Annotated in this window: 20 protein-coding genes and 1 pseudogene; 8 read left to right on the top strand and 13 right to left on the bottom strand. The window is 74.7% G+C overall.

Annotated features, from left to right (window positions below; genetic code table 11):
- The first annotated feature begins 98 nt into the window (after positions 1-98).
- Positions 99-1,352 (top strand): XdhC/CoxI family protein, encoded by a 1,254-nt coding sequence (locus AB0P06_RS09830; RefSeq protein ID WP_363606451.1) that lies wholly within the window; start codon positions 99-101, stop codon positions 1,350-1,352.
- Here the strand turns inward: AB0P06_RS09830 and AB0P06_RS09825 are convergent.
- The 3 genes from AB0P06_RS09825 to AB0P06_RS09815 form a co-directional block, all read right to left on the bottom strand.
- On the bottom strand, positions 1,334-1,627 hold the full coding sequence (locus tag AB0P06_RS09825; RefSeq protein ID WP_363606450.1) for a hypothetical protein: 294 nt from the start codon (positions 1,625-1,627) through the stop codon (positions 1,334-1,336). The two genes, AB0P06_RS09830 and AB0P06_RS09825, sit on opposite strands and share 19 nt — an antisense overlap.
- 149 nt (positions 1,628-1,776) lie before the next feature.
- Positions 1,777-2,400, bottom strand: coding sequence for a LysE family translocator (locus AB0P06_RS09820; protein WP_363606448.1), 624 nt, complete (start codon positions 2,398-2,400; stop codon positions 1,777-1,779).
- 69 nt (positions 2,401-2,469) lie between these two features.
- Positions 2,470-2,685 (bottom strand): cold shock domain-containing protein, encoded by a 216-nt coding sequence (locus AB0P06_RS09815; protein ID WP_363606447.1) that lies wholly within the window; start codon positions 2,683-2,685, stop codon positions 2,470-2,472.
- A 122-nt stretch (positions 2,686-2,807) separates the two neighbouring features.
- Here AB0P06_RS09815 and AB0P06_RS09810 point away from each other — a divergent pair, with 122 nt between their 5' ends.
- The gene (locus AB0P06_RS09810; protein WP_363606446.1) at positions 2,808-3,830 is read left to right on the top strand and encodes a WYL domain-containing protein; all 1,023 of its coding nucleotides are present in this window, start codon (positions 2,808-2,810) and stop codon (positions 3,828-3,830) included.
- Here the strand turns inward: AB0P06_RS09810 and AB0P06_RS09805 are convergent.
- The 9 genes and pseudogenes from AB0P06_RS09805 to AB0P06_RS09765 all read right to left on the bottom strand — a co-directional run bounded on the left by AB0P06_RS09805 (position 3,821) and on the right by AB0P06_RS09765 (position 14,798).
- Positions 3,821-4,735, bottom strand: a complete 915-nt coding sequence (locus AB0P06_RS09805) for an SDR family oxidoreductase (protein WP_363606445.1) — start codon at positions 4,733-4,735, stop codon at positions 3,821-3,823. The two genes, AB0P06_RS09810 and AB0P06_RS09805, sit on opposite strands and share 10 nt — an antisense overlap.
- Positions 4,736-4,858: 123 nt before the next feature.
- Positions 4,859-6,583 (bottom strand): SDR family oxidoreductase, encoded by a 1,725-nt coding sequence (locus AB0P06_RS09800; protein ID WP_363606443.1) that lies wholly within the window; start codon positions 6,581-6,583, stop codon positions 4,859-4,861.
- Positions 6,580-7,446, bottom strand: coding sequence for a M24 family metallopeptidase (locus AB0P06_RS09795; protein ID WP_363606441.1), 867 nt, complete (start codon positions 7,444-7,446; stop codon positions 6,580-6,582). The genes AB0P06_RS09800 and AB0P06_RS09795 overlap by 4 nt, the downstream gene beginning before the upstream one ends.
- Before the next feature lie 14 nt (positions 7,447-7,460).
- On the bottom strand, positions 7,461-8,546 hold the full coding sequence (locus AB0P06_RS09790) for a PDR/VanB family oxidoreductase (protein WP_363606440.1): 1,086 nt from the start codon (positions 8,544-8,546) through the stop codon (positions 7,461-7,463).
- Positions 8,547-8,642: 96 nt separating this feature from the next.
- Entirely contained in the window at positions 8,643-9,614 is a 972-nt protein-coding gene (locus tag AB0P06_RS09785) for a metal-dependent hydrolase (protein WP_363606439.1), read from the bottom strand.
- A gap of 203 nt (positions 9,615-9,817) precedes the next feature.
- Complete coding sequence (locus tag AB0P06_RS09780) at positions 9,818-10,597, bottom strand: IclR family transcriptional regulator C-terminal domain-containing protein (RefSeq protein ID WP_363606437.1); 780 nt, start codon at positions 10,595-10,597, stop codon at positions 9,818-9,820.
- A 421-nt stretch (positions 10,598-11,018) separates the two neighbouring features.
- A pseudogene (alc, locus tag AB0P06_RS09775) lies at positions 11,019-12,071 on the bottom strand (allantoicase); the annotation flags it as partial.
- Complete coding sequence (gene allB, locus AB0P06_RS09770; protein WP_363606436.1) at positions 12,068-13,444, bottom strand: allantoinase AllB; 1,377 nt, start codon at positions 13,442-13,444, stop codon at positions 12,068-12,070. The pseudogene alc and the gene allB, both read right to left, overlap by 4 nt.
- A 202-nt stretch (positions 13,445-13,646) precedes the next feature.
- Positions 13,647-14,798, bottom strand: a complete 1,152-nt coding sequence (locus AB0P06_RS09765) for a glycerate kinase (RefSeq protein ID WP_363606435.1) — start codon at positions 14,796-14,798, stop codon at positions 13,647-13,649.
- 239 nt (positions 14,799-15,037) lie between these two features.
- Here AB0P06_RS09765 and AB0P06_RS09760 point away from each other — a divergent pair, with 239 nt between their 5' ends.
- From AB0P06_RS09760 to AB0P06_RS09735, 6 genes are all read left to right on the top strand, one after another.
- Complete coding sequence (locus tag AB0P06_RS09760) at positions 15,038-15,292, top strand: thiamine-binding protein (protein ID WP_363606433.1); 255 nt, start codon at positions 15,038-15,040, stop codon at positions 15,290-15,292.
- Positions 15,289-15,669, top strand: coding sequence for a helix-turn-helix domain-containing protein (locus tag AB0P06_RS09755; RefSeq protein ID WP_363606432.1), 381 nt, complete (start codon positions 15,289-15,291; stop codon positions 15,667-15,669). Before AB0P06_RS09760 ends, AB0P06_RS09755 begins: the two co-directional genes overlap by 4 nt.
- Before the next feature lie 204 nt (positions 15,670-15,873).
- Complete coding sequence (gene uraD / locus AB0P06_RS09750) at positions 15,874-16,377, top strand: 2-oxo-4-hydroxy-4-carboxy-5-ureidoimidazoline decarboxylase (RefSeq protein ID WP_363606431.1); 504 nt, start codon at positions 15,874-15,876, stop codon at positions 16,375-16,377.
- A 55-nt stretch (positions 16,378-16,432) separates the two neighbouring features.
- Positions 16,433-16,768 carry a hydroxyisourate hydrolase gene (gene uraH, locus AB0P06_RS09745; protein WP_363606429.1) on the top strand — a complete coding sequence of 112 codons (336 nt, stop codon included), beginning with the start codon at positions 16,433-16,435 and terminating at the stop codon, positions 16,766-16,768.
- Positions 16,769-16,795: 27 nt separating this feature from the next.
- Entirely contained in the window at positions 16,796-17,710 is a 915-nt protein-coding gene (gene pucL / locus AB0P06_RS09740; RefSeq protein WP_363606427.1) for a factor-independent urate hydroxylase, read from the top strand.
- A gap of 96 nt (positions 17,711-17,806) precedes the next feature.
- Positions 17,807-19,192, top strand: a complete 1,386-nt coding sequence (locus tag AB0P06_RS09735) for an 8-oxoguanine deaminase (RefSeq protein ID WP_363606426.1) — start codon at positions 17,807-17,809, stop codon at positions 19,190-19,192.
- A gap of 471 nt (positions 19,193-19,663) precedes the next feature.
- Here AB0P06_RS09735 and aceB read toward each other — a convergent pair whose 3' ends face one another.
- Entirely contained in the window at positions 19,664-21,343 is a 1,680-nt protein-coding gene (gene aceB, locus AB0P06_RS09730; RefSeq protein WP_363606424.1) for a malate synthase A, read from the bottom strand.
- Between the last annotated feature and the right edge of the window lie 170 nt (positions 21,344-21,513).

The following is a 21,513-nucleotide window of genomic DNA, read 5'->3' as shown; positions in this document are numbered from 1 at the left end:
AACCGCGCGCCGGCCGCACCGTCGCCGGGCCGGAATCGTTTCCCGTACGGCGGCCCTTCCGGCCCGCCCCGACTTCGTCGCGCGAGGAGTTCCCCGACATGCAGGACATCGCCGAGCAGCTGCGGGCCTGGCACGCGTCCGGGCGCTCCTTCGCCGTGGCCACCGTCGTCGGGGTCGCCGGCAGCGCGCCGCGCGACCCGGGGGCGGCCCTCGCCGTGGACGCGGCCGGCGAGGCGGTCGGCAGCGTCTCCGGCGGCTGCGTCGAGGGCGCCGTGTACGAGCTGTGCCGGGCCGCCCTCGCCTCCGGCGAACCGGTGCTGAAGCGGTTCGGCTACAACGACGAGGACGCCTTCGCGGTCGGCCTGACCTGCGGCGGCGTCCTGGACGTCTTCGTCCAGCCGGTCACCCCCGGCACCGACCCCGCCCTGGACACCGGCATCGCGGCCATCGCCGCCGGCACCCCGGTGGCCCTCGCCCGGGTGATCGCCGGCCCCGGCGGGCTGGTCGGCGCCGCCCTCGCCGTCACCGCCGACACCCGCCACGGCTCCCTCTCCCCCGCGCGCCCCGCCGCGCACCGCCTCACCGCGCTGGAGCGCGCGATCACCGCCGAGGCGCGGGCCATGCTGGACGCCGGACGCACCGGCCGGGTCGTCCTCGGCCTGGACGGGCGCCCCTGCGGCGAACGTGAACCGGCCACTGTCCGTGAGCAAGGCAGCGTCACCGTCTTCGTCGAGTCCTGCGTTCCCCCGCCCCGCATGCTGGTCTTCGGCGCCATCGACTTCGCCGCCGCCGTGGTGCGGATCGGCAAGTTCCTCGGCTACCACGTCACCGTCTGCGACGCCCGCCCGGTCTTCGCCACCGAACGCCGCTTCGCCGAGGCCGACCAGGTCGTCGTGGACTGGCCGCACCGCTACCTCGACTCCCAGCTGGCCCTCCCGGACGGCGCGGCGGCGATCGACGGGCGGACGGTGCTCTGCGTCCTCACCCACGACGCCAAGTTCGACATCCCGCTGCTGGAACGCGCCCTGCGGCTGCCGGTCGGCTACGTCGGCGCGATGGGCTCGCGCCGCACCCACCACGACCGGCTGGCCCGGCTGCGCGAGGCCGGCCTCACCGACGCCGAGATCGCCCGGCTGCGCTCCCCGATCGGCCTCGACCTCGGCGCCCGCACCCCCGAGGAGACGGCCGTCTCGGTGGCCGCCGAGATCATCGCCCACCGCCGCGGCGGCGGCTGCCGGCCGCTGAGCTCCGGCAGCGGGCCGATCCACCACGACCTGGCGCGAACGGACGGGCCGAGGCCGGGAAGCCGCGGTCGCACGCGGCCTGAACGCGCTCAGGTCACCACGTTGTAGGCCTGGCAGAGCAGCGGCGGCACGGCCGGGATGCCGACCTCCTGGAGGATCGGCATCAGCACCGCCGCATAGTGTTCGAACGCCTCCCGGGACTCCCACACGTCGGTGACCAGCCAGCCGCCGTCCGGCGTCGGGCCCGCCGTGTGCAGCACCAGCCCGCGCACCGGCCAGTCGGACGGCGCGTTGAGGCCCGCACCGCCGGTCAGCCGGTCCACGGCCTCCTCGTACTGGGCCAGACCGACCCCGGGGAACTCGAACGTCGCGATGATGGCCATGGGGCCGCTCCTGTCTCCGGCCCGCCGGGCCGGGGCCGTGTCGCCTCCAGTGCAGCCCGGACCGGCCCGGGGCGGCCATCGCTGGCCACCACCCGGGTGACGCTGCCCGGTCGCCGCCCCTGCCCCGCTCTGCGGCCCGCCACACTGCCTTACTCGGAGACCGCCAGCTTCAGCCCGAAGCCGACCACCACCGCACCGGTCACCCGGTCCAGCACCCGGCGCGCGGCGGGCCTGCGCAGCCAGCCGCGCACCACCTGGGCGAAGCCCACCAGGACCGTCGACCAGAGCACCCCCTCCACGACGTGCACGCAGGTCAGCGCCACACCGGTGGCGAAGTGCGGCGCGCCCGCCGGGATGAACTGCGGCAGCATCGCCACATAGAAGACGCCGACCTTGGGGTTCAGCAGATTGGTCAGCGTGCCGCGCCGCCAGCCGTACCCGAAACCGCCGTCCGCGGGCCCCACCGCGTCCGCCGCCGGCTCGGCGCCCCGGCTGCGCAGCATCCCCACACCCATCCAGACCAGGTACGCGGCCCCGGCCCAGCGGACGATCTCGTACGCCAGATGGGAGGCGGTCAGCAGCGCCGTCACCCCGGCCGAGGTGAGGGTGCCCCAGATCAGCGTGCCGGTCTGGATGCCGAGCACCACGCCCCACGCCTGCCGGCGGTGGCCGAGCGCGGAGGTGCGCAGGATCAGCGCGGTGTCGAGACCGGGGGTGAGGGTGAGCAGCCCCACGACGAGGGCGAAGGACCAGAGGGCGGTCGAGATCTCCATGGGCCTCGATCCTAGGCTCCCGGCTCCCGGCCCCGGCACACGGTCCCGGCACGCGGTCCCGGCGCCGGCTCACCGCGGCCGGACGCGCTCCGCGACCGGCCGGCCCTCCTGTTCGGTCGGGTCGTACTCCACCTTCTGGCCCACGGCGAGGCCGCGCGCGCCCCCGTCCTCGCGCGCGCCCAGGATCGAGTCGAAGTAGACGTACAGCGCGGGTCCCTCGTCGTCGGGGGTGATCGTGCCGTAGCCGTGGTCGGCGTTGTAGGACTTCACGGTGCCGGTGGCCATGGGTGCTCCTTCGCTCGCGCCGGGTGATGGCCCTGTGGCACCCATGATCGGTGCAGTGGGGGTGGGGCGCGCGTCCTAGGATCGGGCAGCAGGACCACGGCCGGGCGGGAAGGGCGGAGCGGATGCGGGCGGCGCGGGCGATCTCGTTGCTGTTGCTGCTGCAGGCGCGGCGGACCATGACCGGGGCCGAGCTGGCGGCCGAACTGGAGGTGTCCGAGCGCACCGTCCAGCGGGACGTGCTGGCGCTCGCCGAGGCCGGGGTGCCGGTGTACGCGGAGCGCGGGCGGGCCGGCGGCTACCGGCTGCTGGACGGCTACCGCACCCGGCTGACCGGGCTGGACCGGGCCGAGGCCGAGGTGCTGCTGCTCGCCGGACTGCCCGGCCCGCTGGGCGACATGGGGCTCGCCGACCCGGCACTGACCGCCCGGCTGAAGGTGCTGAACGAACTCGGCGAGGCGCCGGCCGCCGGGGTGCGGCGGTTCCACCTGGACGCGCCCGGCTGGTTCCGCACCGCGCCGGCTCCCCCGCTGCTCACCGAGGTCTCCCGGGCCGTCTGGGGCGAGCGGCTGCTGCGGGCCCGCTACCGGCGGCGGGCCCCCGAGCGGACGGAAACCCCCGAGCGGACGGAAACCCCCGAGCGGACGGAGACCGTGGCGCGGACGCTGCGGCCGTACGGGCTGGTGCTGAAGGCGGGCACCTGGTACCTGGTGGCCCGCCCGGAGGGTGCCACCGAGCCGCGGGTGTACCGGGTGGACCGGCTGGAGAGCGCCGAGCCGCTGCCCGAACGCTTCGAGCGGGACGAGGAGTTCGACCTCGGGGCGTTCTGGGAGGCCAGCGCGGCCGCGTTCGCCCGGTCCCTGCTGCGGGAGAGTGTCACGGTACGGCTGAGCCCGCTGGGCACCGAGCTGCTCCCCCGGCTGCTGGAGCCCGTCCCCGCCCGGCAGGCCCTCGCCACCGCCGGGGAGCCGGACGGCCACGGCTGGGTGACCGTCCGGCTCCCCGTCGAATCACTGGAGGTCGCCTACGACGAGCTGCTGCGGCTCGGACCGGAGGCCGAGGTGCTCGAACCGCCGCCGCTGCGAAGGCGGTTGGCCCAGGCGGCGGCCCGCACCGCTGCCCTGTACGGCGTTTCCGCTCAGCGGTAGCCGGCCGGGTCCAGCGGCCCTTCCGCCGTCTCCGCGTCCACCAGGTAGCGCCAGGCGTCCGGCCGGCTGCCGTCCAGATCGGTGAAGCCGTATTCCCCGGCCAGGGCGCCGCTGGAGAGGGACGTCCCGTTCCAGCGCGCCACGTCCGGGTCGGCGGCCAGCGCCACCACCGCCCGGCCGACATAGCCGGGCGACTCCGAGATGCCGAACTGCGGCTCCCGCTCGGTCGCCTCGCGCCAGGTCTCCTCGGTGACGCCGAAGTGCTCCAGCATGATCTCCGAGCGCATCCAGCCGGGCGTCAGGGCGACCGCCGTCGCCCCGCGCGGGCCGAGTTCGTGCCCCAGTGCGAACGCCATCCGCAGCACGGAGGCCTTGGCGAGGTCGTAGAAGAACGACATCCGGTAGCGGTTCGCGTTGTACTCGGCGGTGCCGTCCGTCATCTCCACCACCAGCCCGCCGGGCCTGCGCAGCAGCAACGGCAGCAGGTGGTGACTGGTGACGGCGTGCGTCTCGACCGCGAGACGCAGCAGGCGCAGCCCCTTGTCGAGGTCGTGCTCCCAGACCGGACGGTCCCAGGCGAACAGTTGCTCGCCGCCCCAGATGTCGTTGACCAGGATGTCCAGCCCGCCCTGTTCGGCGTCGATCCGCTCGGCCACCGCCGCCACCTCGGCCGGCACCAGGTGGTCCGCCCGCACCGCGATCCCCCGCCCGCCGGCCGCCGTGACCAGCTCCGCCGTCTCCTCCAGCGTCTCCGCCCGCCCGTACTCCGACCGGTGCCCCTCGGCACTGCGCCCCGTCCCGTACACCGTGGCCCCCGCGGCCCCCAGCTGGACGGCGATCGCCCGCCCCGCCCCCCGCGTCGCCCCCGCGACCAGCGCGACCCTGCCCTTCAGCGGCTGTGTCATGCCCTGCTCCTTCCCTCGTGCTCGCTCCGACCCCGCCGATGCTGCCGTGGAATCCCGACACCTCCTGTCGGGATTCCCCGCGGTAGTGCGAAGAAGCGCCGCGGGAGGCCGCGAGGCCTGCCGTCAGGTGACGTCGAGGCGGGCGGCGAGGCGGAGCAGGCCCGGGGAGAGGCGGCTGAGGAGGCGGGCGAGTTTCGCCTCGGGGGTGACGGGGACGACGGGTTTGCCGGTGCGGACGGCGTGCAGGACGGCGGCGGCGACCTTCTCGGGCGGGAAGCCGCGGCGGGCGTAGAGCTTGGCGGCGCGGGCCTGTTTGGCGGTCTGCTGGGCGGGGGTGGTGGCGGAGAAGGTGGAGGTGCGGGTGATGTTGGTGTTGACGATGCCGGGGCAGATCGTGGAGACGCCGATGCCGTGCCCGGCCAGTTCGGCGCGCAGGCAGTCGGAGAGCATGAAGACGGCGGCCTTGCTGGTGGCGTAGGCGGTCAGCGCCTTGGCGGGCAGATAGGCCGCCGCCGAGGCGAGGTTGACGATGTGGCCGCCCTCGGCACGCTCGGCCATCAGCGAGCCGAAGGCGCGGCAGCCGTGGATCACGCCCCAGAGGTTGACGTCCAGGACGCGCTGCCACTCCTTCTCGGTGGTCTGCAGGAACGTCCCGGAGTGGCCGATGCCCGCGTTGTTGACGACCACGTCGGGCACCCCGTGCTCGGCGGCGACCTGCTGGGCGAAGGCGTCCACGGCGGCGCCGTCGCTGACGTCCACCCGGTAGGCGTGGGCGGGCGGGCCGATCAGGGCGGCGAGTTCGGCGGTGCGCTCGGCGGCGGCGAGGTCGAGGTCGCAGACCACCACCCGGGCGCCGTCCTCGGCGAAGGCGAGCGCGGTGGCCCGTCCGATGCCGCTGCCGCCGCCGGTGACGACGACCAGCCGGCCGGGGTCCGGGGCCGCGCCGGGCTGTCCGGCGTCGACCCGGGCGGTGAACTCGCGGACCATGGCGGCCACGGCGGGCCCCTTCTCCAGCAGGGCGGACCAGTGGGAGGCGCGCAGCGAACGGCGGGTCAGCCGCGGCACCCAGCGCTCCAGCCCCTCGGAGAGGAACTCTCCGACGTAGTGGTCCTCGGTGAGGGTGATCAGCTGGACGGGCACCTCGGTGGGCCGCTCGCGCGGGTGGCCCAGGGCGGGGCGCATATTGGCCCGGTACAGCTCGATGCCGCGCACGGCGTCCCGCCGCAGGGTGGGCTGCGGGTGGCCGGGGCGCGGGGTGACGCCCTCCAGGTCGCGCAGCACCCGGGGCCAGGCCCGGGCAAGGCCGAGCCGCCAGACGCCGGGGGCGAGGAAGGGCAGGTGGAAGGCGGTGATGTACCAGGAGTGCACGCCCTGGGAGAGCAGTTGCCGCAGGTGGCGCGGGGTGGGCCGGCGGTAGCGCTCGCGCAGCCAGTACCCCAGGTGGTCCAGGCAGGGGCCGGACATGGTGGTGTAGGAGGCGATCCGCTGCCCGGCGCCGGGCGCGGTGACGGCCTCCCAGGACTGCAGCGAGCCCCAGTCGTGGGCGACGACGTGCACCGGGCGGTCCGGGCTGACGGCGTCGGCGACGGCGAGGAGGTCGGCGGCGAGGTGCTCCAGCCGGTAGCCGTCGCGGGTGGCCGGCGCGCCCGACTCGCCGGCGCCGCGCACGTCGTAGCGGACCACGTGGTGGTCGCGGGCGAGGTCGGCGGCGATGTCGTCCCAGACCACATGGGTGTCCGGGTAGCCGTGCACCAGCAGGACGGTGGGGGCGGCCGGGTCGCCGTCCTCGAAGACGGCGAGCGGCAGCCCGCCGGAGCGGACGGTCCGGCGGCGGGTGGTCGTCGTCATCGGGTCGCCTCCTGGGCGGTCTGCTGCGGGGTCTCCCGCACGGTCCAGCGCCGGACGTGCGGCAGGTCGTCGTCGAGCCAGTACGCGTCGTCGTCCGTCACCACGAGCAGTTCCTCGAACTTGATGCCCACCTCGCGGAAGGCGATGTGCGGCTCCACCGCCCAGAGGCCCGGGGTCGGCGCGTGCCGGGAGGACCGGCCGTCCGCCCAGAGCGGTGAACGGCCGTGCAGGCGTTCGCCGATCAGCTCGCGGCCGAGCGTCTGGAGGGTCCGGACGCCGAAGCCTAGGACGTTGACCCCGGCCGGGCCGCAGGTGGTCGTCCTGGTCACCTGGTGGCCGATCACCCGGCCGGGGTAGACCTGGTGGCGGTTGTCGTAGCCGTGTGCGGCGATCTGCGCGTCCACCGCCGCGTACACCTCGTCGAGCGGTTTGCGGGCGCGGACCTCGGCGAGGATCAGCTCGCGGTAGACCTTGAGGTCGGCGGCGAGACGGTCCCAGACCGGGTTCTCGCCGACCTTGCCGCCGTAGCCGATGTCGGCGGTGTAGCCGTCCACCACCGGTGCGCAGTCCAGCACATAGGGCATGCCCTCGGCCAGCCGCCGGCCGCCCGCGAAGAACTGGAGCGGGGTGTGGAAGTGCCGGAACGCCGTCCGGTCGCCGAACCAGGCGAACGGGATGTGGAAGAAGTCCCGCACACCGGCCGCGACCAGGCGGCGGCGCAGCTCCGCGGTGGCCTGCCGCTCGGTGACGCCCGGTTCGATCCAGGCGGCGACCTGTTCGGCGCAGTGGTAGGCGAGTTGCTGGGTCTCGCGGAAGCGGGCCAGGTCGTGCGCGGTGAACGGGAAGGACGGGGGCTCGGCCACGACGGGGCTCCTTGCTACAGATCGAGGACCAGGGTCTCGCCCTCGGCGGCCCGGGAGACGCAGGGCAGCAGGGCGCCGGCGGCACGCTGTTCGGGGGTGAGGCGGCGGTCGCGGTGGTCGGGGGTGCCGGCCAGCAGCCGGACCTCGCAGGTGCCGCAGAAGCCCTGGTGGCAGGAGTACGGCAGGTCGGGGCGGGTCTCGCGGAGGATGTCCAGGGCGGAGCGGTCGGCGGGGACGTCCAGCGCCTGGCCGGTCGCGCCGAGGCGGACGGTGAACGGTTCGCCGTCGGTGACCGGGGCGGCACCGAACCGCTCGAAGTGCAGGGCGGCGGCGGGTGATTCGTCCAGGGCGCGCTGGACGGCGGCGAGCATCGGGGCCGGCCCGCAGCAGTAGACGGCGGCCCCGCGCGGGGCGTGGGCCAGCAGTTCGGCGCCGGTGGGAACGCCGTGTTCGTCGTCGGTGCGCAGGGTGACGCGGTGCGGGTCGAGGGCGCGCAGCTCGTCCGTGTACGGGAGGGTGTCGGCGCTGCGGCCGACGTGGAGCAGCCGCCAGTCCAGGCCGTGCCGCCGCGCCTCGCGGGCCATCGGCAGCAGCGGGGTGATGCCGATGCCGCCGGCCAGCAGCAGCACGGCCGGTTCGGCGCAGAACGCGAAGCCGTTGCGCGGGCGGCGGGCCGTCAGGCGGCTGCCGGGGTGCAGTTCGTCGTGGATCTCCACCGAGCCGCCGCCGCCCGCGGGCAGCCGGCGGACGGCGATCCGGTAGGCGGCGCGGTCGGCCGGGTCGCCGCAGAGCGAGTAGTGGCGCTCGCGGCCGGAGGGCAGGGCGAGGCGCAGGTGTGCGCCGGGCTGCCAGGGCGGGAGCGCGGTGCCGGAGGGGTCGGCGAGCCGCAGCTCGACGACGTCGGCGGCGACCTGGCGGCGGCCGGTGACGACGAGTTGCAGCGGCGGGGTGGGGCGGCCGGGCGGGCGCCGGGGGTTGCGGCGCAGCAGCGGGCCGGCGAGGGCCGGGGTGTAGCGGTCGCCGAAGGCGGTGAGGCGCCGCATGAACCGGTCGGCGCGGGGGCGGCCGTAGAGGTCGGGGGGCGGGGTGCGCAGGTCCATCGGGCGGTCGGTCCCCGTTCTCGTCGGGTGGCTCGGGCGTCGGGTGGCACGGGCGGTTGGTGGCACGGGCGGCAGGCGGCCCGGCCGGTGGCGGGCTCAGTGGGCGGCGGCGCGGGCGGCCGGGGAGGTGGCGAGGTAGCCGAGCGCCTGGCTGGAGGAGCCCTCCTGGGTGGGGTGGTAGCCGGGCCGCAGGTACCGCAGGCCGGAGCGGAGCGACGCGACCGGGTCGGGCAGCAGCCCGCGCCGGGCGATCCGTCCCGCCTCGCGCCAGCTGGGCCGCAGCCGCCCGTCGAGGGTGGGGTCGGCGGCCAGCAGGAAGCGGGCGCCGCGCACCCAGAGGTGGACCAGCAGCGGTCCGGAGACGGCCATGCCGCGGATCCGGCGCAGATAGCCCGGGTCCAGGTGGACCATCAGGTCGTAGGCGACGCTGCGGTGTTCGACCTCCTCGGCGCCGTGCCAGCGGAGCAGGTCGAGCATGGTCGGGTCGGCCTTGGCGCGGTCCAGGCCCGGGGAGTTGAGCGCCCAGTTGCCCAGGAAGGCGGTGAAGTGCTCGATCGCCGCGACGAAGGCGACCCGCTCGATGACGTTCTCGCGCTGCTGGGCGGGCGTCAGGCCGGGCCGGTCGCCGAGGACGCGCCGGAACAGCCAGGCGATCTGACGGACGTAGGGGCGCGGGTCGAGGCCCTGGCCGAGCAGGTGGTCCAGGACCTCCTGGTGGGCCTCGGCGTGGATGGCCTCCTGGCCGATGAAGCCGAGCACCTCCTCGCGCAGCTGCTCGTCCCGGATCAGCGGCAGGGCCTCCTTGAACACCTTGACGAACCAGCGCTCCCCCTCGGGCAGCAGCAGGTGCAGGACGTTGATGATGTGGGTGGCCACCGGCTCGTCGGGGATCCAGTGCAGCGGCAGCCCGGACCAGTCGAAGCGCACGTCCCGGGGCTCCAGGACGAGGCTCTCGTGGACCCGGGCGGCGGGGCCGGCGAGGACGGGGACGGTCACGGCGGGGGCGGTCACGGCGGGGGCGGTAGGGACCGCGGGGACGCCGGGGACGGGGGCGGTGGAACGGGGCATGGCTGGGGCCTCCTGACCGGGGGGCGGGTGGCTCGCGCTCGGTTCCAGGGCAACCTACTCGCGGGTAGAGCCCCGCTTCAAGGGTTTCGACACTCTTATCGACATCAAGTCTAATAAGTGATGTGCGCCGGAAAGGACCCCGGGAAACACCAAAGCCCCGCCTCGGCCGGCGGGGCTTCGTGGTACGGGCGACCGCTGGGCCGTCAGACGGCCATCGCGAGCATCAGCGGCGCGGCACGGGCCGCGAGCAGTTCGGCGGCGGCCTTGAGCCGGTGCACATTGCCGACCGGCATCGAGGTGGCCAGGCAGCCGACGGTGCTGCCCGCCGTCACCGGGACGGCGGCACAGACCGTGCCGAGCGCGTACTCCTGGAAGTCCAGCACCGGCACGGTGGCGGGCTGGCGCTCCAGCCGGTGCATCAACTGGTCGGCGTCGACGACCGTCCGGGAGGTCAGCCGGGCCACCGGGTGCCGGGACAGGTGGTCCCGGCGGGCGTCGTGGTCGAGCTGGCTGAGCAGGCACTTGCCGATCGCGCTGGCGTGCGCGGTGGCCCGGAAGTCCACCCACTCCTGCACCGCCGGGGCGTCGTCGGCCGCGGCGACCGCCTCCACCGACAGCTCGCCGTCGTGGTAGCGGCTGAAGTACACCGCCGCGCCCAACTCGTCACGCAGTTCGGCGAGTTTGCGGTTCAGCCGGGCCCGCACCAGCTGCTCCCGGTTGTGCTGGCCGAGCAGCGCGAAGGTGCCGCCGAGCACCCAACCGCCGTCCTGGCACTGGAGATAGCCCTCGATCTCCAGGATCTCGGCGAGCCGGCGGACGGTCGGCAGCGCCAGGGACGTCTCCCGGGCGAGAGCGACCAGGGTGGCGCCGTCGGGGTGCCGGTCGACGGCCTCCAGCAGTCTGAGGGCGTGCTGCAGGGAGGTGAACGGACCGGGCTCGCCCTGGTCCAGCGTGGCGTGACGACCCGGGGCTGGTGTCGACATGTCGTCCCCTTCCGATGTCCGCCCGCGAAACCACCCGCGAGCTTCTCCAGCCTAGCCACCCATGGGCTCCGGCAGTTGTCCTCCGCCAATATTGGTGGAGGTTGCACGAAGGACTTGACTGGCACCGGCCCGGCCGTTACGTCCGCGCCGGGGTCCGGCGGCATCCACCCGGGGTGTCGGACGGTCAGATTCCGAGCAGGCGCCGGACGGCCGCGCGGCGGCGGGCGGAGTACCCGTCGTCCGGACCGCCGTTCGCGCCGTCATCCGCGCGGTCCGCCGGCCAAAGCGCGGCGACGGCGGCGGTGGCCGCGGACCGGCCGGACAGCGGGCGGGCGGCGGTCAGCGCGGCGGCCTCCTCGCCGACCAGGCCCGCCCCGGTCAGGGCGGCGACGGCCTCGGCGGCCGGGACGGCGTCGAACCAGCGCAGCGCGAGGGCGGCGCGGCCCGCCTCGGTGAGCCGACCGGTCAGCCGGAGCCGGGCCAGGCCGCCGTCCGGGTGGACGTTGATCCGCACATGGGTCACCGGGCGGCCGGCGTCGAGCCGGAAGCGGTGCCGGGTGTCGGGCTGGAGGCGGGTACGGGGCAGGAGCTCGAACCAGCCGGCCGCGTCCTCGGGCGGGTCGCCGCCCGCGGAGGCGTCGTAGCCGGTCAGGTCGGCCCAGCCGGGCGCGTTGGCGACGAAGTGGGTGGTGTCCACCTCGACGGCCAGGACCTCGCCGCCGGCGGCCAGGGCGATCCGCACCCAGTCGTTGGCCTTGTCGCGCCGACGCCTGGTCTCCCAGCCCTCGCCCATGACGGAGGCACGGCCGGGAGCGTTCAGGTTGTGCGGGGAGGAGAAGTAGCGGTCGGACGCCGCCTCGGCCACGCCGCCGTACTCCTGGGCGGCCAGGTCGAAGGTGAGACCGTCCAGCTCACGGGGGTCGGGCAGCACCTCGCCGTGCACCCGCAGCCGGGCGACGCCGCCGTCCGGGAAGATGTTGAGGCGGACGTGGGTGAAGCGGGCCGGGCTGTCGACGGCGAACTCGTGCGCGGTGTCGCCCCGGAGCGGGGTGCGCGGCACCAGTTCGACCCACGCGGCGGCCTGGAGTTCCTCGGGCGAGGGGTGGCCGGGCACCGAGGCGGCCTCGACCGAGGCGCTCTCCGGGTGGTTGCCGGTGAAGTGGGCGGTGTCGACGATCACGCCACGGATCACGCCGCCGGCGCCGAGCCGCACGATCGTCCAGTCGTGGTCGTCGTCGGCGGGGTGCGGCTGGTCGGCGCTGACGCCGCGGCGGCGCTTGGACTCCCAGCCGTCCATGATCTGGCCCTTGTGGCCGAAGGTGTGCGGGCGGAACTCGGCGGGCCGGGCGACCAGCAGGTTCTCGGCGTCCGCGAAGGTGTCCTCGTTGGTGGCGACGACGCCGGCACCGAGCAGCCGGGACGCCAGGTCGACCAGCTCGGTGAACGGGGCACTCGGGGTGTGGACGGTGCTCACTTCGGCTCCTGGGGTCGGGTGATCTGGCGGCCGAAGGGCTCGGCGGCGGGGTCGACCACCCGGCCGCGGAGCCAGGTGGTGCGGACGGTGCCGGTCAGCGTCCGGCCCGCGTACGGGGTGACGGGGTTGCGGTGGTGCAGTTCGGCGGCGCGCACCGCGAACGCGCCGTCGGGGTCGAAGGCGACCAGATCGGCGTCGCCACCGGCGGCGATGGCGCCCTTGGTGCCGGTCAGACCGGCCAGCGCGGCCGGGCCGGCGGCCATCCAGCGGACCACGTCGGCGAGGGTGTGGCCGCGTCGGCGGGCCTCGGTCCAGACGGCGGGCAGGCCCAGCTGGAGGGAGGCGATCCCGCCCCAGGCGGCCGCGAAGTCGCCGCTGCCGCCGAGTTCGGGCAGCAGCTTGAGGTCCGGGGTGGACGGCGAGTGGTCCGAGACGACCGCGGCGAACTCGCCGTTCGCCAGGGCCTCCCAGAGCCGGTCGCGGTTGGACTCGTCGCGGATCGGCGGGCAGCACTTGAAGGCGGTGTCGCCGTCCGGCACCTCCTCGGCCGCGAGGGTGAGGTAGTGCGGACAGGTCTCGGCGGTCACCCGGACACCGTCCTCGCGGGCCCGGCGCAGCAGCGGCAGCACGGCGGCGGCGGAGACGTGCAGGATGTGGACCCGGGCGCCGGTGCGACGGGCCGTGTCGAGCAGCCGGGCGACGGCGGCGGTCTCGGCGGCGGCCGGGCGGGAGGCGAGGAAGTCGCGGTAGTGCGCGCCGGGCCGCTGGGGCGCGGCGGCCAGGACGGCCGGGTCCTCGGCGTGGACGATCGCCAGGGCGCCGATCCGGGCCTGTTCGGCCAGCGCGGCCTCCAGGGCGGCCTGCTCGACGTGCGGGAACTCGGCCACCCCGGAGGGTGCGAGGAAGCTCTTGAAGCCGAACACCCCGGCGTCGTGGAGCGGTTGGAGGTCCGGGACGTTGCCGGGGACGGCGCCGCCCCAGAAGCCGAGGTCGACCCAGGCCTGGCCCTCCGCGGTCCGCCGTTTGGCCGCCAGGCCGTCGGGGGTGGTGGTGGGCGGAACGGAGTTGAGCGGCATGTCGACGATCGTGGTGACGCCGCCGGCCGCGGCGGCCCGGGTGGCGGTGGCGAAACCCTCCCACGCCGTCCGGCCCGGCTCGTTCACGTGCACATGGGTGTCGACCAGGCCGGGGAGCAGGGCGGTGTCACCGAGGTCGGTCACCGGCCGGCCGTCGACGGGCGCCGAGCCGTGCGCGGCGACCCGCTCGATCCGTCCGTCCCGGATCAGCACATCGGCGGGGCGTTCGCCGTCCGGCAGGACCACCCTGCGGGAGCGGATCACCGCCGGGTGCGGCGGAGTCTCGCTGAGGGGCATCTGAACCTCCGAAACCTGGGGACGGGTGGAGACACCGAAGGGAACGGCGAAGCAGGTGCGGCAGGGAGCGGCGAGGGAACAGCGAAGGCGTGCACGGCAGTTGGTGCCGCGGGTCTGACCCCGACCGGGTCGGCGGCGGCAGCGTGCTGGGAGCCTAGGCCCGCCTTCAACAAAACGTCAACGCCCGATCGCGCGCGGAAGATCAAGCCGCACCGCCCCCGAGGAAGGCGACCGCCAGCCGCTCCCCCGCGACCTCGGCCAGCTCGGCCGCCCTGGTCGTACTGTCCCCGGGCCGCTCGGCCAGCTCGGTGAGCGCGTACGCCCCGGCGAACCCGGCCGCCCGCCACTCCCGCTCCGACAGCTCCAGCCGTCCCGCCACGGCGACCACCGGGACTTCCGACCGGGCAGCCGCCGCGGCCACCCCGGCGGGGGCCTTGCCGTGCAGCGTCTGCGCGTCCAGACAGCCCTCGCCGGTCACGACCAGGCGCGCGCCCCGCACCGCCTCGGCGAAGCCCAGCAGTTCGAGCATCAACGCGATGCCGGGCCGCATGGTGGCACCCAGCAGGGCGAGGGCGGCGAAGCCCACCCCGCCCGCGGCACCGGCCCCGGGGGCGTCGCGCAGGTCCCGGCCGACGGCGGCGCCGACCAGGTCGGCGAAGCGGGTCAGCCCCTCCTCCAGTACCACCAGGTCGTCGGCGCCGGCACCCTTCTGCGGGCCGTACACGGCGGCCGCGCCGCGCGGGCCGAGCAGTGGGTTGTCCACGTCGCAGGCCACCACGACGCCGGCCCCGGCGAGCACGTCGGCCGACCGGCCGAGGTCGATCCGGGCCAGCCGGCGCAGCGCGGCGCCGCCGGCCGGGAGTTCGGCGCCGTCGGCGTCCAGCAGACGGACGCCGAGCGCCTGGACCATGCCCGCGCCGCCGTCGGTGCAGGCGCTGCCGCCGAGGCCGAGCACGATCCGCCGGGCGCCCAGGGCCACCGCCCGGCCGATCAACTGGCCGACCCCGTACGAGCCGGCCGCGAGCGGGGCGGTCCGGCCGCCGGGGAGGCGGGCCAGTCCGGCGGCCTGCGCCAGTTCGACCACGGCGGTGTCGCCCCGGACGGCGAACGCGGCGGCCACCGGCAGCCCGGTCGGGCCGGTCACCTCGGCCGGGATCCTGGTGAAGCCGGCCGCCAGCGCGGCCGCCAGGGTGCCCTCGCCGCCGTCGGCGACGGGCAGTTCGCGGACCTCGGTACCGGGTGCGGCCCGGCGGATCCCGGCGGCGATCCGTGCGGCGGCCTCGGCGGCCTCCAGCGTGCCCTTGAACTTGTCGGGAGCTACGACCACATGGCCCTGGCGGGGGGTGGCGGGCATGGTGCGGGCCTCACTTCCGGACGGTCTGGCGATGGTCCGACAAGCATGTGCCCTGGGGGCGGGGCTCGGCGCCTCCGCCGCCCGGCGACCGGGTGCGGCGCCCGCCCAGGGGATCGGCGTACGGCCTGCCGGAGACCGGCCCCCGACCGGGACGCGCCCGCGCTCGTCAGGGCTTGTCCGACCATTCGCGTCACATCAACGCGCGGCGGGAATGGTCAGACAAGCCCTAAAGTGAGCAAGTGCGATTGATGGTGGAGTTCACGACAGAACCGTTCGAACTGGAGACGTTCCCGGAGCACGCCGTGGCGGCCCGGAAGGCGGTCGACGAGGCCGGCCTGACCGTCGCGGTCGGCCCGTTCGGCACCGGCGCGGAGGGCGAGGCCGACCAGGTCCTGGCCGCCGTGACCAAGCTGCTGCGGGAGACCCTGGACGCCGGCGCGACCCGGATCTCGGTCCAGGTCAGCGTGCTCGGCGAGGAGGGCGGTAGGCCGTGACCGAGCATGCGGAGCACCCGCTCGCCGCGGCGGTGAAGCCGCTGCTGGACGCGATCGGCGCGACGCCCGTCCCGCCGGCCGAGGCGAAGGGCGAGGACGTGGTGCTGGAGTGGGAGGGCGCCCCGGCCCTGGCCGTCCGGCTGCCGCACCTGAGCAGCGCGCTGGACCGGCTGCTGGCGGAGATGACCCGCCAGTTCGACGGCCGCCCGCTGGCCGAGCTGGACCGCAGGGAGAAGCAGCGGGTGGTCGCCCTCCTGGAGGAGCGCGGCGCCTTCACCGTCCGCCACGGGGTGGAGACGGTCGCCTCGGCGCTCGGGGTCAGCCGCTTCACCGTCTACAACTACCTCAACCGCCAGGACGGTTCGAAGTCCGGCTGATCGCGGCGGCACCGGGGGCCGGGAGTCGGTCCGGACCGGCCGGGACCGGCCCCCGGCGGGCGCGTTCGGCGTATCGCACAACGGAACGCCCCCGCGACCGGGACCGACTCACACCATAACCACCAACTGTTCAACAAAGTGTTGACGGCCCGGGTGGGCAGATCTAGCTTGTGCGGGTGGCGCCACTCTCCAGGAGGTCCACCCGTGACCAACCGCCCCCACGTCCTCGACGCCCTGGCCGCGGCCGACGCCGCCGACCTGACGGCCCTCCTGCTGGAGATCTGTTCCAGCCCCCGCTGGGCCACCACCGTCGCGGCAGCCCGGCCGTGGCCCGACCGCGAGGCCCTGCTCGCCGCCAACGAGGCGGCCATGGCCACGCTGACCACCGAAGACCTGCGCGACGCGATGGCCGGCCACGCCCGGATCGGCACACCCATGGCGGGCGACGCCACCGCCGAGCGCGAGCAGGCCGGCATCCGGGGGGCGGACGGCGCTCTCCTCGACGCCCTGCACGAGGCCAACGCCGCCTACGAGGCGAAGTTCGGCCATGCGTTCCTGATCTGCGCGACCGGCCGCACCGCGGCCACCATGCTCGCCGCCCTGCGCGAGCGCCACCCCAACGACGCCGCCACCGAGACGGAGATCACCCGGGGCGAGCTGCGCAGAATCAACGACATCCGCATCAACCGGCTGCTCGACGGATCCTGACGTACCGTCAGATCTGACAGGTCCCACCTCTGCCATCAGTAAGGTCACTTCGCCCATGACCGGCATCTCCACCCATGTGCTCGACACCAGCCTGGGCCGCCCGGCCGCCGGCGTCCCGGTCGAGCTCGCACTGCAGACCGAGGGCGGCTGGCAGGTGCTCGGCGCCTCCGTCACGGACTCCGACGGCCGGGCCGAGGACCTGCCGGCCGCGGAGGCGGGCTCGGTCGTCCGGCTCCGCTTCGGCACCGCCGCTTACTTCGCCGCGGTGTCGGACGGGACGCCGTTCTTCCCCGAGGTCGCGGTCGTCTTCACGATCGCGCCCGCGCAGCACCACTACCACGTGCCGCTGCTGCTGAACCCGTTCGGATACTCGGTCTACCGCGGAAGCTAGGCCACTTCATTGATTGGGAGCCATGCCATGGCCCATGTGCTCGGCCAGAACCAGTACGGCAAGGCGGAGAACCGCATCGTCCGGATCAGCCGCGACTCGACCCGGCACGAGATCAAGGACCTGAACGTCTCGGTCGCCCTCTCCGGCGACTTCGAGGACGTCCACCTCACCGGGTCGAACGCCAACTGCCTCCCCACCGACACCACCAAGAACACCGTCTACGCCTTCGCCAAGGAGCACGGGATCGAGTCGGCCGAGGCCTTCGGCATCGCGCTGGCCCGCCACTTCGTCGACAGCACCGACCCCGTCCACCGCGCCCGGATCCGGATCGAGGAGTACGCCTGGGACCGGATCAGGACGTCCGACGGCTCGGCCCGCTTCACCGGTCCGGAGGAGACCGGCCACTCCTTCGTCCGCAACGGGCAGGAGACCCGCACCACCGAGATCGCCTACGACGGCGAGACCGTCAGGGTCATCTCGGGCCTCAGGGACCTCGTCGTGCTGAACTCCACCGACTCGGAGTTCCGGGGCTACCTCAAGGACGGGTACACCACGCTGCGGGAGGCCTACGACCGCATCCTCGCCACCCAGGTGACGGCCCGTTGGGCGTACGGCTTCACCGGCCGGGGCGACGAGGCCCGGCCCGACTGGAACCGCTGCTACACCCAGGTCCGCCGCCATCTGCTGGAGGCGTTCGCCGGGACCTACTCCTACTCGTTGCAGCAGACCCTGCACGCGATGGGCACCCGGGTCCTCGACAACCGCGCCGAGGTGGACGAGGTCCGCCTGGAACTCCCCAACAAGCACCACTTCCTGGTCGACCTGGAGCCGTTCGGCCTGACGAACGAGAACGAGGTCTACTACGCCGCCGACCGGATGTACGGCCTGATCGAGGGCACCGTGCACCGCGAGGGCGTCACCCCGGTCATCCCGGTCGCCTGACCCGGAGCGCCCCCGTGACCGCCGCCGGGTACGCGGGGGCCGTCGCACCCCCGCTCAGCGTGCTCCCCCGTCGGCCCTCCCCCCAGGAGCCCCACCATGGCAGTCCAGCCCCCGCCCGCCGGCCGGCGGATCGTGATCGAGAACGTCGCCGTCGCGACGGTCGACGCCGACGACACCGAGTACGCCCGCGGCCACGTGGTCGTCCTCGGCAACCGGATCGAGTCGGTCGGCGACGGCCCCGCCCCGCAGTGGCCGGACAACGTGGTGCGCCGGATCGACGGCGAGGGCCACCTCCTCACCCCCGGCCTGGTCAACACCCACCACCACTTCTACCAGTGGATCACCCGCGGCCTGGCCCAGGACGCCATCCTGTTCGACTGGCTGGTGGCGCTCTACCCGACCTGGGCCCGGATCGACGACCGGCTCGTCCACGCCGCCGCCCAGGGCTCGGCCGCCGCCCTGCTCAAGTCCGGCTGCACGACGGCCGCCGACCACCACTACGTCTTCCCCCGGGACGGCGGCGACATCCTCGGCGCCGAGATCGAGGCCGTCCAGGAGCTCGGCCTGCGCTTCACCGCGCTGCGCGGCTCGATGGACCGCGGGAAGAAGGACGGCGGGCTGCCGCCGGACCACGCGGTCGAGTCGACCGAGGCCGTCCTGATCGCCTCCGAGGCCGCCGTGGACCGCTACCACGACGCCTCCTTCGACTCGATGCTGCGGATCGCCATCGCCCCCTGCTCCCCCTTCTCGGTCTCCACCGAGCTGATGCGCGAGACCGCCCTCCTGGCCCGCCGCAAGGGCGTCCGGCTGCACACCCACGGCTCGGAGACGGCCGAGGAGGAACAGTTCTGCAAGGAGCTGTTCGGCATGGGCCCGACCGACTACTTCGAGTCGGTCGGCTGGCTCGGCGAGGACGTCTGGATGGCGCACTGCGTCCACATGGACGACTCCGACCTCGTCAAGTTCGCCGAGACCGGCACCGGCGTGGCGCACTGCCCCTCCTCCAACGCCCGCCTGGCGGCCGGCATCGCCCGCGTCCCCGACATGCTGGCGGCAGGCGTCCCGGTCGGCCTCGGCGTGGACGGCACCGCCTCCAACGAGTCCGGCGAGCTGGGCACCGAGCTGCGCAACGCCCTGCTGATCAACCGGCTGCACGGCTCCCCCACCGCGCTGACCGGCCGGCAGGCGCTGCGCCTCGGCACCATGGGCGGCGCCCGGGTGCTCGGCCGGCAGAACGAGATCGGCTCCATCGAGGCCGGCAAGCTGGCCGACCTCGCCCTGTGGAAGATCGACGGCATCATGCACTCCTCGATCGCCGACCCGGTCGCCGCCCTCACCCTCGGCGCCCTGCCCCCGCTGACCGCCCTCTTCGTCAACGGCAACGCCGTGGTCGAGCGGGGCCGGCTGACCACCGTCGACGAGGACCGGATCGCCCAGGCCTGCGCCCGTGCCGCCAGGGAACTCGCCACCCGCCCCGGCTGACCCTCCCTCCCCCTTGGACTCACGACCGCGGCGCCGCCCTGCTGGAGCGGCTGGACGGACCGGGCGGAGCGCTCGTCGTCACCGGCGATCCGACCCGCACGGAGCCGCGTCGCGCCACGCACGCCGCCCGGACCGATCCGGTCTCCCACCGGAACGCCGAGGACTGGCTGGACATCGCGGCCGTTCTGCGGCTCACCCCGGCCCTCTTCGACCAGGCGGGCCGCCTCGCACCCGGCGGGACACTCCGGTCGCTGGACGGCCATCCGTGTGGCCGCCGCGCTCAGCGTGGCGCCGTCGGTGGCCTGGTTCCTCGCCTACGACAAGCGCCTGGTGGAAGCCGCCGAGGCCGTCGGCCTCCGGACGGTCACCCCGGCATGACAGCGGACCGCGGACCTGGACCCACGGCGGGGGTCCGGGGCCGCGGCGTGGCGGGGCAGGCGGGCCGGCCGCCGCCACTGGGCGGAGCGGGGCTCAGTCCAGCAGGGGAAGCGCGGGGAGGGTCAGGAAGTCCACGAACTCCTCGGCCAGGGCGACCTGTTCGAAGAGCGCGGCGGCCTCGTCCCAGCGCCCGCCGGCGTAGGCGTCGGCACCCAGCCCGGCCCGGAGCCCGGCCAGCTCCTCGGCCACCAGCCGCCGCACCAGGGCCGCGGTGGCCTTCTCGCCGGTGTCGGCGAGCACGACGCCGTTGTGGATCCACTGCCAGACCTGCGAACGGGAGATCTCGGCGGTGGCGGCGTCCTCCATCAGGTGGAAGATGGCGACGGCGCCGAGGCCACGCAGCCACGCCTCGATGTAGCGCACGCCGACCTGGACGGCGTTGTGCAGCCCGGCGCGGGTGCAGCTGCCGCCGGCGCCCGCGATGTCCAGCAGCTGGGCGGCGGTGACCGGTTCGGCCGGGCCGGGGTTGTCCTTCTGGTGGGGGCGCTCACCGAGGACGGCGTCGAAGGAGGCGCGGGCGACCGGGACGAGGTCGGGGTGGGCGACCCAGGAGCCGTCGAAACCGTGGCCGGCCTCGCGGTCCTTGTCGGCCTTGACCTTCTCCAGCGCGGCGGCGGTGACCTCGGGGTCGCGGCGGCTGGGGATGAACGCGGCCATGCCGCCGATCGCGTGGGCGCCGCGCCGGTGGCAGGTCCGCACCAGCAGGCGGGTGTAGGCGGCCATGAACGGGGAGGCCATGGTGACGGTGTTGCGGTCGGGCAGGATGTAGTGCTCGCCGGCGTCGCGGAAGTTCTTGACGATCGAGAACAGGTAGTCCCAGCGGCCCGCGTTGAGCCCGGCGGCGTGGTCGCGCAGCTCGTAGAGGATCTCGTCCATCTCGAACGCGGCGGTGATGGTCTCGATCAGCACGGTGGCGCGGACGGTGCCGTACGGGATGCCGAGCGCGGCCTGGGCGTGGGTGAAGACGTCGTTCCAGAGCCGGGCCTCGAGGTGGCTCTCGGTCTTCGGCAGGTAGAAGTACGGGCCGGAGTTCGGGTCCTCGGGGCCGCGCGCGATCAGCCGGGCCGCGTTGTGGAAGAAGTAGAGGCCGAAGTCGAGAAGGGCGCCGGCCACCGGGGCACCGTCGACCAGCAGGTGTGTCTCGTCCAGGTGCCAGCCGCGCGGGCGGACCACCACGGTGGCCAGTTCGGCGGCGGGCCGCAGGGCGTACGCCCTGCCCTGCGGGCCGGTGAAGTCGATCCCGCCCTCGAAGGCGTCGATCAGGTTGATCTGGCCGCCGACCACGTTCTCCCAGGTCGGGGAGGTGGCGTCCTCGAAGTCGGCGAGCCAGACCCGGGCGCCGGAGTTGAGGGCGTTGATGACCATCTTGCGGTCGGTCGGGCCGGTGATCTCGACCCGGCGGTCCTGGAGTGCGCGGGGGGCCTCGGCCACCCTCCAGTCGCCGGCCCGGATGTGGGCCGTCCCGGGGAGGAAGTCCAGGGTGCCGGCCTCGGCGATCTCGGCGCGGCGGGCCCTGCGGCGGGCCAGGAGCTCCTTCCGACGGCCCTCGAAGGCGCGGTGGAGTCCGGCGACGAAGGCGACCGCCTCCGGGGTGAGCACCTCCTCCGCCCGGTGGACGCGCGGACCGGCGACGGTGACGGCCGGAGCGGCGGAGAGGGCGTCCGGGGGCACCCCCGGCCCGGGGCTGGGCGAGGGTCCCTGATCTGTGGCCATGGGCAGGACACTCCTAAGACGGTTGAGCCCGACGAAGGGAGCTCCGGCGGGAACTGCCTCGAACCGAACCCGGCTGCCGGAGGGCCCGATTCTGTAAGGTGGAGACTAGTTTCCGCGATACAGAATTTCAACGGTTTGTTGAAGCGATCGCGGAGGCTCTGATCCTCCCC

Source organism: Kitasatospora sp. NPDC088351 (assembly GCF_040685575.1).
Taxonomy (GTDB): domain Bacteria; phylum Actinomycetota; class Actinomycetes; order Streptomycetales; family Streptomycetaceae; genus Kitasatospora.
The sequence above is the reverse complement of the archived record's forward strand: the minus strand, read 5'-3'. Positions and strand labels throughout refer to the sequence as shown.

Bases quoted from the DNA above. Each gene is read 5' to 3' on its own strand.
- AB0P06_RS09830 (WP_363606451.1), top strand. From the start codon at position 99: ATGCAGGACATCGCCGAGCAGCTGCGGGCCTGGCACGCGTCCGGGCGC.
- AB0P06_RS09825 (WP_363606450.1), bottom strand. From the start codon at position 1,627: ATGGCCATCATCGCGACGTTCGAGTTCCCCGGGGTCGGTCTGGCCCAG.
- AB0P06_RS09820 (WP_363606448.1), bottom strand. From the start codon at position 2,400: ATGGAGATCTCGACCGCCCTCTGGTCCTTCGCCCTCGTCGTGGGGCTG.
- AB0P06_RS09815 (WP_363606447.1), bottom strand. From the start codon at position 2,685: ATGGCCACCGGCACCGTGAAGTCCTACAACGCCGACCACGGCTACGGC.
- AB0P06_RS09810 (WP_363606446.1), top strand. From the start codon at position 2,808: ATGCGGGCGGCGCGGGCGATCTCGTTGCTGTTGCTGCTGCAGGCGCGG.
- AB0P06_RS09805 (WP_363606445.1), bottom strand. From the start codon at position 4,735: ATGACACAGCCGCTGAAGGGCAGGGTCGCGCTGGTCGCGGGGGCGACG.
- AB0P06_RS09800 (WP_363606443.1), bottom strand. From the start codon at position 6,583: ATGACGACGACCACCCGCCGCCGGACCGTCCGCTCCGGCGGGCTGCCG.
- AB0P06_RS09790 (WP_363606440.1), bottom strand. From the start codon at position 8,546: ATGGACCTGCGCACCCCGCCCCCCGACCTCTACGGCCGCCCCCGCGCC.
- AB0P06_RS09785 (WP_363606439.1), bottom strand. From the start codon at position 9,614: ATGCCCCGTTCCACCGCCCCCGTCCCCGGCGTCCCCGCGGTCCCTACC.
- AB0P06_RS09780 (WP_363606437.1), bottom strand. From the start codon at position 10,597: ATGTCGACACCAGCCCCGGGTCGTCACGCCACGCTGGACCAGGGCGAG.
- allB (WP_363606436.1), bottom strand. From the start codon at position 13,444: ATGCCCCTCAGCGAGACTCCGCCGCACCCGGCGGTGATCCGCTCCCGC.
- AB0P06_RS09765 (WP_363606435.1), bottom strand. From the start codon at position 14,798: ATGCCCGCCACCCCCCGCCAGGGCCATGTGGTCGTAGCTCCCGACAAG.
- uraH (WP_363606429.1), top strand. From the start codon at position 16,433: ATGACCGGCATCTCCACCCATGTGCTCGACACCAGCCTGGGCCGCCCG.
- pucL (WP_363606427.1), top strand. From the start codon at position 16,796: ATGGCCCATGTGCTCGGCCAGAACCAGTACGGCAAGGCGGAGAACCGC.
- AB0P06_RS09735 (WP_363606426.1), top strand. From the start codon at position 17,807: ATGGCAGTCCAGCCCCCGCCCGCCGGCCGGCGGATCGTGATCGAGAAC.
- aceB (WP_363606424.1), bottom strand. From the start codon at position 21,343: ATGGCCACAGATCAGGGACCCTCGCCCAGCCCCGGGCCGGGGGTGCCC.